This window comes from Roseibium sp. (assembly GCF_965216085.1).
Classification (GTDB): Bacteria; Pseudomonadota; Alphaproteobacteria; order Rhizobiales; family Stappiaceae; genus Roseibium.
Map to the genome: position 1 here is coordinate 4795732 of NZ_OZ244138.1, position 12697 is coordinate 4808428.

At 56.1% G+C, this 12697-nt stretch carries 11 protein-coding genes; 2 read left to right on the forward strand and 9 right to left on the reverse strand.

Annotated features, from left to right (window positions below; all coding sequences use genetic code 11):
* Nucleotides 1-40: 40 nt before the first annotated feature.
* The 8 genes from nirD to hemA all read right to left on the reverse strand — a co-directional run bounded on the left by nirD (nucleotide 41) and on the right by hemA (nucleotide 10972).
* Nucleotides 41-388, reverse strand: coding sequence for a nitrite reductase small subunit NirD (nirD, locus tag ACOOFE_RS22500; RefSeq protein WP_420412124.1), 348 nt, complete (start codon nucleotides 386-388; stop codon nucleotides 41-43).
* A complete protein-coding gene (nirB, locus tag ACOOFE_RS22505; protein ID WP_420412125.1) occupies nucleotides 385-2838 on the reverse strand; it encodes a nitrite reductase large subunit NirB in 2454 nt (817 codons plus the stop codon). Before nirB ends, nirD begins: the two co-directional genes overlap by 4 nt.
* Nucleotides 2839-2855: 17 nt before the next feature.
* The gene (locus ACOOFE_RS22510) at nucleotides 2856-4616 is read right to left on the reverse strand and encodes an ABC transporter ATP-binding protein (protein WP_420412126.1); all 1761 of its coding nucleotides are present in this window, start codon (nucleotides 4614-4616) and stop codon (nucleotides 2856-2858) included.
* A gap of 11 nt (nucleotides 4617-4627) precedes the next feature.
* Complete coding sequence (locus ACOOFE_RS22515; RefSeq protein WP_420412127.1) at nucleotides 4628-5710, reverse strand: ABC transporter permease; 1083 nt, start codon at nucleotides 5708-5710, stop codon at nucleotides 4628-4630.
* A gap of 84 nt (nucleotides 5711-5794) precedes the next feature.
* Complete coding sequence (locus ACOOFE_RS22520; protein WP_420412128.1) at nucleotides 5795-7192, reverse strand: CmpA/NrtA family ABC transporter substrate-binding protein; 1398 nt, start codon at nucleotides 7190-7192, stop codon at nucleotides 5795-5797.
* A 383-nt stretch (nucleotides 7193-7575) separates the two neighbouring features.
* Entirely contained in the window at nucleotides 7576-8679 is a 1104-nt protein-coding gene (locus ACOOFE_RS22525; protein WP_420412129.1) for a CmpA/NrtA family ABC transporter substrate-binding protein, read from the reverse strand.
* Between the two features lie 59 nt (nucleotides 8680-8738).
* Nucleotides 8739-9326, reverse strand: coding sequence for an ANTAR domain-containing response regulator (locus tag ACOOFE_RS22530; protein ID WP_141188432.1), 588 nt, complete (start codon nucleotides 9324-9326; stop codon nucleotides 8739-8741).
* A gap of 422 nt (nucleotides 9327-9748) precedes the next feature.
* A complete protein-coding gene (gene hemA, locus ACOOFE_RS22535; protein ID WP_420412130.1) occupies nucleotides 9749-10972 on the reverse strand; it encodes a 5-aminolevulinate synthase in 1224 nt (407 codons plus the stop codon).
* A 196-nt stretch (nucleotides 10973-11168) separates the two neighbouring features.
* On the opposite strand from hemA, the gene ACOOFE_RS22540 reads away from it, so the two are divergent.
* Together ACOOFE_RS22540 and ACOOFE_RS22545 are read left to right on the forward strand one after the other, a co-directional pair.
* Complete coding sequence (locus ACOOFE_RS22540; RefSeq protein ID WP_141188434.1) at nucleotides 11169-11873, forward strand: Crp/Fnr family transcriptional regulator; 705 nt, start codon at nucleotides 11169-11171, stop codon at nucleotides 11871-11873.
* Nucleotides 11873-12433 (forward strand): DUF4202 domain-containing protein, encoded by a 561-nt coding sequence (locus tag ACOOFE_RS22545; RefSeq protein ID WP_420412131.1) that lies wholly within the window; start codon nucleotides 11873-11875, stop codon nucleotides 12431-12433. The genes ACOOFE_RS22540 and ACOOFE_RS22545 overlap by 1 nt, the downstream gene beginning before the upstream one ends.
* Here the strand turns inward: ACOOFE_RS22545 and ACOOFE_RS22550 are convergent.
* On the reverse strand, nucleotides 12423-12695 hold the full coding sequence (locus tag ACOOFE_RS22550) for a hypothetical protein (RefSeq protein WP_420412132.1): 273 nt from the start codon (nucleotides 12693-12695) through the stop codon (nucleotides 12423-12425). The two genes, ACOOFE_RS22545 and ACOOFE_RS22550, sit on opposite strands and share 11 nt — an antisense overlap.
* Nucleotides 12696-12697: the final 2 nt, after the last annotated feature.

A 12697-nucleotide genomic window follows, 5' to 3' on the forward strand; every position in this document is an offset into this window, starting at 1 on the left:
CCCAGTATTTCCTTAGTGTCGTTGGATTTGGTGGCCCGCCTTAGCGGGCCTGCCTACGGGCAAGATCGTCTGCAGCGAGCAGTACCTTGCCGTTCTCAACGCGGGTGGCCGTGACCGCGACCGAGCCCTCATCGGCGCCTTTGGCCAAGCCGGTCGTCAAATCAAAGACCCAGTTGTGCAGCGGGCATGTTACCGAAGTGCCATGCACGATACCCTGGCTTAAGGGGCCGCCTTTGTGCGGACAGCGGTCGTCCATAGCGAAAACTTTATCGTCCGCGGTGCGGAAGACAGCTATGCAGCCGGCACTGGTTTTGACGACACGGGCGCCTTCTTTGGGAATGTCGGCCAATTCGCCGATTTCAACCCAGCTTCTTGTTTCCGCGTTCATTCCGCAGCCTCCGCCATCAACGTCGCCATGGGCTTGAATTCATGCTTGTCCTTGCCGGAGACACGTTCTGACCACGGGTCGACCTGCGCGAACTTCTGGGAGAAGACAAAGCGGTCGTAATACGCCTTGCGTTTGTCCGCATCGTCCATGATCTGGGTCCGGATTTCGTCGACGCCGATCCGCTTGGCCCACTTGTAGATCCGCTCCAGATAATGCCCCTGTTCGCGGTACATCTGTGTCAGCGCACAGACGTGCTCCAGAACATCCTCTTCTGTTTTCACCAGTCCGAGAACTTCGGTCCCCTTGATGTCGAGACCGGCTGCGCCTGCAAAATGGATTTCATACCCGCTGTCGACACAGATGACGCCGATGTCCTTGCAGGTCGCTTCGGCGCAATTCCGCGGACACCCGGAAACAGCGAGTTTGAGCTTGGCCGGTGTCCAGGAACCCCACATGAATTTTTCCAGCTTGATGCCGAGGCCGGTGGAATCTTGGGTGCCAAAGCGGCACCACTCGGAGCCGACGCACGTTTTCACCGTGCGCAGTCCCTTGGCGTAGGCCTGACCAGATACGAAACCGGCCTTGCCAAGGTCCTCCCACACAGCTGGAAGATCTTCCTTTTTCACACCCAGCATATCGATCCGCTGACCGCCGGTGCATTTGACCGCCGGGATGTCGAATTTGTCGACAACATCGGCAATGGCCCTCAGTTCAGACGACGTCGTCATGCCGCCCCACATGCGCGGAACGACAGAGTAGGTGCCGTCCTTCTGGATGTTCGCGTGGACCCGTTCGTTGATGAATCGGGACTGATAGTCATCCGCATATTCATCCGGCCAGTCCGAGACGAGATAGTAATTCAGGGCCGGACGGCATTTTGCGCAGCCGCCGGACGAGGTCCATTCCAGCTCCTGAATGACAGCTGGGATGGTTTTCAGTTCCTTCGACTTGATCAACCGGCGAACTTCGTCATGACCGAGATGCGTACAGCCGCACATTGGTGTTACTGCAGCCGGATTATAGGCATCGCCCAGTGTGACCTGCATCAACTGTTCAACAAGCCCGGTACAGGTGCCGCAGGATGCGGAGGCCTTAGTGTGGGCGCGGACGTCATCGAGGGTCGTCAGACCTTGATCCTTGATCGCGCCAACGATCTTTCCTTTACAAACGCCGTTGCAGCCGCAGATTTCTGCATCATCCGGCAAGGCTGCAACGGCCGCCGTAGGGTCCAGGGGGGCGCCCCCCTGATACGCCTGGCCGAATATCAGTGTTTCGCGCATTTCGGAAACATCTGTTTTCTTTTTCAAGAGATCAAAGAACCAAGGACCATCGGAGGTTTCGCCGTAAAGAACGGCCCCGATGATCGTGTTGTCTTTCAGGACGAGGCGTTTGTAGACACCAGAAGAGGCATCGCGCAGAACGATCTCTTCCCGGTCCTCGCCCTCAGCAAAATCGCCGGCGGAATAAAGGTCAACACCGGTGACCTTCAGCTTCGTTGCCGTGACAGAGCCAGTGTATTCGGCGCTTCCGCCGAGCAAGTTGCCGGCAATCACCTCGGCCATTTCGTAGAGCGGTGCCACAAGCCCGTAACACATGCCGCGGTGCTCGACGCATTCCCCGAGCGAGAAGACGTCCGGATCGCTGGTGCGCATATCGTCGCCAACCAGAATGCCGCGATTGGTTTCAAGACCAACAGACTTTGCCAGATCAGCAGATGGACGGATGCCAACCGCCATCACAATAATGCTGGCGTCGATTTCTGTACCGTCGTCCAGGCGGATCGCCTTGACCTTGCCAGTGCCATCATCGACGATTTCCTGGCTGTTTGCCTTGGTCAGGACGTCAATGCCACGGCTCTTGAATTCCTCTTCGAGAAGATAACCGGCAGCCGGATCGAGCTGGCGTTCCATCAGGGTCGGCATCAGGTGCAGGACAGTGACCTCCATCCCTTGCATCTTGAGACCGGCTGCAGCTTCGAGACCCAGCAGACCGCCGCCGATAACAACGGCGCGCCCGCCGCCTTTGGCTGCGTCCAGCATCTTGTCGACATCATCGAGATCCCGGTAAGTCAGGACCCCTTCCAGATCCTTACCCGGCAAAGGAATGATGAACGGGCTGGACCCGGTTGCAATCACAAGCTTGTCGTAGCTCTCGGTAATGCCGTTTTCGGACGAGACGGTTTTGGCGCCCCGGTCGATTTCGGACACCCGGGCGCTTTTATGAAGGGTAACGCCATTTTCTGCGTACCAGTCATCGCCATGGGTGATGATGTCTTCATAGGTCTTTTCGCCAGATAGCACCGGCGACAGCATCAAGCGGTTGTAATTGACCCGAGGCTCGGCGTTGAAAATGGTGACGTCGTAGGCGTCTTTATCCTTGTCGAACAGGTATTCCAGCATTCTGCCGGGTGCCATACCGTTGCCGACGATGACGAGTTTTTGTTTTGTCATTCTCTCCCTCCCCGGTTTCATTCAGCGGCTTCGATGGCTGCCTTTTGGCGGGCCATGCGGGCTGCACGTTTTTCCTGGATGGATTTCAGTTGGTCTTCGCTTGGATCGGCGCCGCCCTCATAAGCTTCCAGGAAGTCCAGAAGCTCTTCGCGGTAGGCGTAATAGTCAGGGTGATCCAGCAGTTCTTTGCGGGAACGCGGGCGCGGCAAGTCGACGTCCATGATGTTGCCGATCCGCGCGTTCGGTCCGTTGGACATCATCACGACTCGGTCAGCGAGCAGAATGGCTTCATCGACATCATGGGTGACACAGACCGCGGTCACCTGGGTACGTTTCCAGACGTCCATCAGAACGTCCTGTAGCTCCCAGCGGGTCAAGCTGTCGAGCATGCCGAACGGCTCATCGAGCAAAAGAAGCTTCGGTGAGAGCGCGAAAGCCCGTGCAATGCCGACACGCTGCTTCATGCCGTTGGAGAGGTCCGCTGCCGCCTTGCCCATCGCATCGGCCAGGCCAACCTTGCTCAGGTAGTATTCGATAACGTCCCGTTTCTCGGCCTTGGAAGCATCCGGATAGACCTTGTCGACACCGAGTTCGACATTCTCATAAGCCGTCAACCACGGCATCAGGCTGGGTGCTTGAAACACAACAGCGCGATCTGGTCCGGCCTGAGTGACGTGGGTGCCGTCCAGAACGATCGCGCCTTCGGTGATCGGGTTGAGCCCCGCCACCATGGACAGAACCGTCGACTTGCCGCAGCCGGAGTGCCCGATCAGGGTGATGAACTCACCCTTTTTCATTTTCAGCTCAAACCCATCGACGACGGTCAGCGGCCCTTTTGGCGTCGGATAGACCTTCTTGAGCTGAGAAAACTCCAGATAGCGGTTGTCGTTGATGGATTCTGACGCCCGCTCATACGCAACCGGCAGTGCATCCTTGCCCTTTTTCCGCTGAGTGATCGGAACAATGTTGGGCAGGATGATATCCCGCTCCAAGTCGGAACCTCGCGCGGCCCCTTCTTCCATTAGGTATTCGGTGACTTCTGCCCTAAGCTTGATGAACTCATCATTGTGGTTGAGTTCACCGCGATCCCGCGGCCGGCCGAAGGGAACCTTGAACTCAGGGCCAAGCGTGGCCGGAGAACTTGGTTTCAACGGAATGATACGGTCTGCGAGAAGGATTGCCTCATCCACATCGTTGGTGATGAGGATGATGGTCTTCTTTTCCTGCTCACAAATCGCAGCGAACTCATCCTGAAGTTTAGACCTGGTCAACGCATCCAGCGCCGAAAGCGGCTCATCGAGCAGTAGAAGTTCCGGCTGCATGGCAAGCGCCCGGGCAACGGCAACGCGCTGGCGCATACCGCCAGAAAGCTCGGACGGTTTGCGATCCATTGCGTGACCAAGGCCGACCATTTCAATGTATTTGTCGGCGATCGCCTTGCGTTCAGCTGCGCTCTCTTTCTTGAAAACGCTATCGACGGCAAGACCGACGTTTCCGGCAACCGTCAGCCATGGCATCAGGGAATAGGACTGGAACACGACACCTCGATCCGGGCTTGGACCGTCGATTTCTTTGCCTTTGAAGATCACGCCGCCCTGATCCGGCTCAATCAAGCCGGCCAGCAGGGAGATCAACGTGGTCTTGCCGGTTCCCGAGAAACCGACGATGGCGATGAATTCACCGTCCTCGACCTTCAGGTTAATGTTTTCCAGAACGTCGGTCCGCGCGGCCCCTTCACCGTAAGACTTGGAGACGCTGGAGATTTCCAAAAAGGACATTCAGAAACTCCTTACCGGTTCGCGGAGAATGTGAAGGCGCGCTGCAGGGCAAACATCAGGCGGTCAAGGGCAAAGCCGATGACGCCGATGGTCAGAACAGCAACCATGATTTTGGCGAGCGATTGGGAAGAACCGTTCTGGAATTCGTCCCAGACGAATTTGCCGAGGCCCGGGTTCTGCGCCAGCATTTCCGCGGCGATCAGGACCATCCAGCCCACACCCAGCGACAGGCGGAGACCAGTGAAGATCAGCGGCAGGGACGATGGCAGAACCAGTTTGGTTACAGTCTTCCAGGTCGGCAGTTGCAAGACGCGGCCAACGTTCATCAGATCCTTGTCGACAGAGGCAACACCCAGCGCGGTGTTGATCAATGTCGGCCACATGGAACAGAGCGTCACGGTGACGGCCGAAACCAGCAACGATTTGGAGAGCCAGCTATAGGGATCAGCATAGGTGGCCGAGACGATCATCGTTACGATCGGCAGCCAGGCGAGCGGTGACACCGGTTTGAAGATTTGAATTAGCGGATTGATCGCACCGTTGAAAGACCGGGAAAGTCCGGAGGCTATGCCGATTGGCACTGCAATGACTGTCGCAATCAGGAAGCCAAGACCGACGGTCTTCAGAGACGTACCGATCTGATCGATATATGTCGGCTTTCCTGTATACGTGCGGTGCTTGATCTTGTCGGTTTTACCTTCGGCTTCGTATTTCGCGTTGCGTTTGTCCTGACGCTCATAGAAAGCGGCGGCCTTTTCGCGTTCGCGAACGTGATCGTTCCAAAGATTGATGGTTTGCTCCCAGACCTGAGCCGGTCCTGGAACAACACCAAGTGAGGTTTGAACTTGGGGCGCAAAGAACGCCCATAGTGCGAGGAAGGCGAAAATTCCGAGCAACGGGATCACAAGCACGCGCTTGAGTTCGCTCATCTGCTCCTTCGGGCTGTCGCCAGCAGCAATTTTTAAGAGCGGGACCAGCCAGGAAAAGCCAAGTGCATCCAGCCAGCCGCCAGCCTTGTTGATCCAAGTAAAAAGTTTTTCTTTGCGTGCGGCCCGGGCGAGATCCGGAGTGCCGGCGGTATCGGCATTCGCCATGGAAACAGTCCCTTGTGTCTTTGTTATCGTCTTTGAAAAGGGGAGCGGCGGCGCTGCATAACCGCCGCCCCAGTTTGGGGAGCGTTAGCCGCCAACCACTTCGTTGCCGTCCACGACCTGCTTGCCTTTCAGGCCGATCGGCAGGCTGTCGATGTAGGCATTCGGCTGTTTTCCGTCGTAAGGAATGCCGTCAATGATGTCGCCGGCCGGGGTTGGTGCGCGGTAACCGTCGGTATCCCAAGGGAAGTCGGCTTCCGCCACATGACCTTCTTCCACCAGCATGCGCGCGGCTTTCAGGTAGATATCCGGCTGATAGACGGATTTTGCGACTTCGTCGTACCAGCTGTCCGGCTTATGTTCGCCGATCTGCCCCCAGCGGCGCATCTGTGTCAGATACCAGACAGCGTCGGAGTAATACGGGTATGTCGCGAAATAACGGTAGAAGACGTTGAAGTCCGGAACATCGCGCTTGTCGCCCTTCTCATATTCGAAGGTGCCGGTCATGGAGTTTGCGATCACTTCCGCATCTGCGCCGACATATTCCGAGCGTGATAGGATCTCAACGGCTTCCATGCGGTTGGCGTTGTTGTTTTCATCCAGCCACTTGGCGGCGCGGATCAAAGCCTTGGTCAGAGCCAGCGTGGTGTTCGGATATTCCTCGGTGAACTCCTTGGTCAGGCCGAAGACTTTTTCAGGGTTGTTTTTCCAGATTTCGTAGTCGGTCACGACCGGGACACCGATGCCTTTGAAAACAGCTGCCTGGTTCCAAGGCTCGCCTACGCAGTAGCCGTAGATGGTGCCGGCTTCGAGAGTTGCCGGCATTTGCGGCGGCGGGGTCACTGACAGAAGCGCATCCGCCTGGATTTGGCCGGAAATGTCTGTTTCTGAATAAAAACCGGGATGAATATCGCCAGATGCGAGCCAGTAACGCAGCTCGTAGTTATGGGTGGAGACTGGGAAGACCATCCCCATGTTGAACGGCTTGCCTTCGTCGATAAACTGGTCGACGACCGGCTTCAGAGCTGAGGCCTTGATCGGGTGTGCCGGTTTGCCGTCGTCCTGATATTCGATGTGCGGCTTCATCATTTCCCAGATTTCGTTGGAAACGGTGATGCCGTTGCCGTTCAGATCCATGGAAAACGGTGTGACAATGTGGGCTTTGGTACCAAAACCGATGGTCGCTGCAATCGGCTGGCCCGCCAGCATATGCGCGCCGTCCAGTTCGCCGGTGATGACGCGATCAAGCAGGACTTTCCAGTTCGCTTGAGGCTCTAACGTTACGAACAGCCCTTCTTCCTCGAAGTAGCCCAGTTCATAAGCAACAGCGAGCGGGGCCATGTCGGTCAGTTTGATGAAGCCGAATGTCAGTTCGTCCTTTTCGACGTCCAGCATTTCCGCCAGCGCAGGTGTTGCCGGAACGATAGCGGTTGCCGCCATCAGTGTTGCCAGCGCGGTCCGTCTTGTGAATTTCAGTGTTTCCATCAGTTTCACGTCCTGTCCCCTCGTAGATTGTCCCTCTGCCTTCCGGCAATGGGAACCAAACAAAAAGCCGCCGACTGAGCCTGCGGGTCTGGGAGGAGTGACCTGCAAGTCAGTGCGGCGGCTTTGCCTGAACGCCCGCCAATGGGCGCAATATCGATTAGGCCATCGTTGGCCTGCGTGGTTATCTAAGCACTAAGCGTGCCAATTCATAAATTTTCCATTTTACTTATTTATTTCAAATACTTAATTCCATTCTGCAAAATCCCAGATGAAATTCAACTGGTGTTTCCTAAGCCCATTATGCGGGCAGCTGACTTATTTTTGTGCACTGCAACGAACTTTAACTGAACAAAAGATTGCCACAGACATGGCACGTTTCCGATCTAGCGCTGATCAAACAACCGGATGGAATTGTCCTGACTCGCTCCGCTCAGTCCTAGCGCCTGAAGAAACGGTCTTGGCGAAAAGATTTTCTCGGCGACCTCAGTGTCTTTTGGGGAGACTGACGCCTGGCCCCAGCGCACCATTTGCTCGTAAAACCACCTGCCGTGTTCTGGAACTGGTGCAGCCTTTACACCGCCCGAGAACGACAGAAAGTCCGCAATTTGTAAGGCTTCCGTGCGGCTGAAATGAACCTTCCCAGTTAGAGCGGGCAAACATAAGGATACCGGGCAGGACAGATACTCAGGCTGTGACAGAAGTTCCCCCAGAGCCTCCGTATTCTCTTGCGCGGCACACCAATCAGCGGCTCTTGCAATTGCTTTCAGCAGTGCGGCAAGGGTTTCGGGATGAGACTCAGCCCAGCTCTGGGTCACTCCTAGAACCTTTTCCGGACTATCAGGCCAAATTGCCTGTTTGTAGGTCACCATCCGGCCAGTGCCTGCCAGGATCGCAGCCGTGTTCCAAGGTTCTCCTACGCAATAGCCATCTAACTGACCGGCTGCGAGCGCATCCGCCATCAGTTGCGGCGGCAAAACCGAGATTTCTATATCGCGGTCAGGCACAATACCAGCTACAGACAGCCAGTAGCGCAGCTCATACGCGTGTCCCGAGAACGGATGAACGACACCAAAGCGCAGTTTGGCTGCACCTTCTGCCATTCGATCCATCATGACCGCAGCAAGCGCCTTGCCGGTACTGACCGGATCCCCTTCCGGGTCTGCGCCGTGACCTGCCATCACCTGCCAGAGTGCGGCCGATGCAGTTATCGCGTTGCCGCCGAGCCCAAGGACCATTGGAGCAAGCATTGGCACTGCCAAGCTTGTGAGGTTCAAACTGGCAGCAATCGGCATCGGTGCCAGCATGTGCGCCACATCAAAATGCCCGACGGCAATCCGGTCTCGAATGTTGGCCCAAGAAGTTTCCCGGACCAATTTCAATGCAATTCCTTCTTCTTCGGCAAAACCCTTTTCAGCTGCAGCGACCAAAACAGCGCTGTCGAGAAGCGGGATAAATCCTGCGATTACTGGTTTTAGCTGCGGATCCATGATCCTCCGGCCTCCGTATAGACGGCCCCTCCCCGGCCTGTTTTTACCAACTGCATCTTTTAGTCCCCGAGCAATCCGCTGGCGATCACCAAGCTTTGCGCCACATCGATGATCTTGCGGCTCTGGTTCATCGCAGTCTTTCGCAAAAGATCATAAGACTCTTGCTCGGTCAGACCTTTCGACTTCATGAGAATGCCCTTCGCCCGGTCAATGGTCTTGCGGTCCGCCAGCTCTGTGCGGGCATCTTCCAGATCCTGGGTAAGTTTTGAAAACGCACGGAACCGGCTGATCGCCATATCGAGGATTGGCTTGACGCGCTCCCGCTTCAGACCATCAACAACATAGGCAGACACACCGGCATCGACAGCCGCTTCAATAGAATGGCTGTCGGCCTTGTCGACGAACATGGCAATTGGACGCTGTACAGCCCGCGAGACCTGAAACATGTGCTCCAGCCGGTCCCGGTTTGGGTTTTCCAGGTCAATAACAATCACATCTGGATTGATGTCCGCGATTTGCCGAACCAGTCCATCCATTTGATGAACCAGAATAACCTTGTCATGGCCCGCATCACGCAAACCCTGCTCGATGATGGAGGCCCTGATCTTATTGTCGTCGATGACAAGGATGGAAAGCGCGTCGCTCATGCCCGCATTATGCGCAGGACTATTTTTTATGCAATTCAAATATTGCGGCGCAGCATACGCAATCCACTGCACTGAAGGTATAGGCCGTCAATCGGGCCAAACCCAGCAAGGCAGGGCAGGTCCGGAAGACCGGCCCCGCCCGCTTTGCCGCAACCAGAGCACCGGGCGTAAACGTGGAACGGTTTGATGGCTTTGGCCGGTCTATCCGGTTAGGCGCAGCACGCGGCGCGATGCGGGGCATCGGGCAAGAGGTGCAACGCAGCCGGTGGGCCGGCCAAAGTCACCCAAAGGGCCTCGTCTCTTGAGCCCGCTGGCCTGCGTTGGCCCGCCCTTATGGTGCCAGCACCACTGCGGGCGCCCCGCCTTGCCAGCAGACACATGAGACGGGTCAAGCGCTTCCACGTTTTCGCCCGGCGCTCTAGCTATTCCGCTGCAATCGGCTGCCGTGCGAGTTGGCACTGGCTCCACAGCGAATGCAGCGCGAAGATCAACCGGTCCACATCTGCGGAGGAGTGAACCGGAGATGGCGTGATCCTCAGCCGCTCGGTCCCTTTAGGGACCGTCGGATAGTTGAACGGCTGGATGTAAATGCCGAATTCTGTCAGCAGCGTATCTGACAGGAACTTGCACTTTGCCGGGTTGCCGACAATCACCGGGATGATGTGGCTCGGGTTCGGCGTGTGCGGAATGCCGTGATTGTCGAGACGCTTGCGCACTGTCGCAACAATCGCCTTTTGCTGTTCCCGTTCCACCGAACATTCTTTCAAATGCCGGATGGACGCCGTTGCCGCTGCAGCAACAGCAGGCGGAAGGGCTGTTGTAAAGATGAAGCCGCTGGCAAAGCTGCGGACAAAGTCGCAGAGCTCCTTGGTCGCTGCGATGTAACCGCCAACAACACCGATCGCCTTGCCAAGCGTGCCTTCAATGACGGTGAGCCGGTCCATCACCCCTTCGCGTTCTGCAATACCGCCACCGCGTGGTCCATAAAGACCAACAGCGTGCACCTCATCGAGGTAGGTCATCGCGCCATATTTGTCGGCCAGGTCGCAAATCTCCGATATCGGAGCAATGTCACCATCCATTGAATAAACGCTCTCAAAAGCGATCATCTTTGGCTTGGAAGGATCGGCTGCAGCCAGCTTGGCTTCAAGGTCTTCCAGATCATTGTGTTTCCAGATGACTTTTTTTGCCCGCGAGTGGCGAATACCTTCAATCATCGACGCATGATTGAGACTGTCCGAAAACACGATCATGTCCGGAATTTGCGATGCAAGCGTGCCGAGAGCGGCCCAGTTGGAAACATAGCCGGATGTAAATACAAGCGCGGCTTCTTTACCGTGCAGGTCGGCGAGCTCTTCTTCTAGAATCACATGATCATGCGTGGTTCCGGAAATATTGCGTGTGCCGCCGGCACCAACCCCGCAGCGGTCGATCGCATCATGCATTGCGGCAATCACTTTGGGATGCTGGCCCATACCAAGATAGTCATTTGAACACCAGATCGAGACGTCGTCAGGCCCTTTGTCATGGGTCCAGACCGCTTCTGGAAATTGACCGCGTTTGCGTTGAAGGTCGATAAAAACCCGATAATTGCCCTCATCTTTGAGAGCTGCGAGCCGGGTTTTGAAAAAAGCTTGGTAGTCCATAATGTCCCCGCTTTCTATCGTGGACAAAAGCTATTTGAAGGGGGATTATTGGTACATGACAATAGTCAAGTTTCCGGCGGCCTTCCGTTGAAAGATCCGCAATTCACCGCATGCAAACAGCGGGAACATTGTGTAGGGTGGCGGCCAGAGAGAGAGGGCCAAACACGTCTTTGGCTCTTGGAGGGGAACTCGAAATATGCCGAATGAACGCCGCAGGAAGATTGCGGAAAACTCCTTATTGCTCAAAAGCTTTTCGCCCGAAATCCAGGAGGCAGTCCTCAGGATGTCGAGCTGGCGGGAGTATGAACGGGGTGAAACCTTGTTTCTTCAAGGTGAAACCGCACAAGCTGTCCATATTGTGACGGACGGATGGGTGAAGCTCTACCGGATCGCGCCCAATGGCGGCGAAGCCGTTGTGAGCGTATTTGCCAAGGGCGAAAGCTTTGGTGAAGCAGTCGCCTTCCGTGGCCAAGCCTATCCGGTGTCTGCAGAAGCCGTCACATCCTGCGAAGTGATGCGCATCCCAAGCAGCGCGATTCTGGAAGCCATGCGCAAAGATCCAGATATTGCAGTTTCAGTGCTGGCCTCTACATTTGCCCACTTGCATTCGCTTGTGTCTCAGCTCGAACAATTAAAGGCGCAGACGGGCCCACAGAGGGTTGCAGAATTCATTTTGGAACTCTGTGAAAAGGACCATGGCAGCTGTGTCGTTACCCTGCCTTACGACAAGTTCCTGATCGCTGGCCGGCTTGGAATGAAGCCGGAGAGCCTCTCCCGGTCGTTTGCGAAATTGAAGCCGGTTGGTGTCCACATCAACCGGAACCACGCAGATATTGAAGACATCGAACGGCTGCGCGACTTTTCTGAAACCGACCCTGTGGAAGCCTGGCACAAATCATAATGACAAAACTAGAAACCGTCCTGAATGCGATCGACGACGCCAACCGTGCCGATCCAAATCAGGAAGACGGCCAGCCGGCCGCCCTGCTTTATGGCCACCGAATGACCTCCGAAGTGGACCGGTTGTTCCCGGAGGCGTCTGACAGCCTGAAAATTGCGGCCCGGGGCCAGCACATCGAGCGCTGGACCGTCGCCCGTAGCACCTACCCTGAAGGCCGGGCTGGTTATCATGCCTGGCGCCGGGATCTTGCAAAACATCATGCAAGCCGGGTTGGCACCATGATGACTGACGCGGGGTATGCGGTAGATGACGTCCAAGCCGCTGAGCGCATGCTGCGCAAAGAAGGCATCAAACGGCATGACGACGTGCAGGCGCTTGAAGACGTGATTTGTTTCGTATTCCTCAAATGGTATTTTGCGCCGTTTGCCGCCAAACACGAAGAAAGCAAAGTCCTTGATATCGTGCAAAAAACGGCGCGAAAAATGTCAGATCAGGCGCGCGAGCGGGTGCTGAAGGAATTTGACCTTCCGGCGCCTTTGGCCGACGTCGTTAAGCTATAAACGCCGGGATCAGATATAGCCCCAGCATCAAAAGCCCATAAAGGCCAAGAACCCAGGTGAACCCCGCCGCCCAGGCGGGAGCTTCCCATAGGCCCAGATAACGCAGCAAGATGACCCGGGCCTTAAGCCAGGCCAAAAAGAAGACAGCTGCGCCGATGACGGCTTGCGGTACGCCGGTGCCAAGCAAGGCCGACGCAAACACTGAGGCTGCACTTAGTGCCAGTAAGATTCCCCAGGCCCGGAAGATTGGATCGCTTAACAATC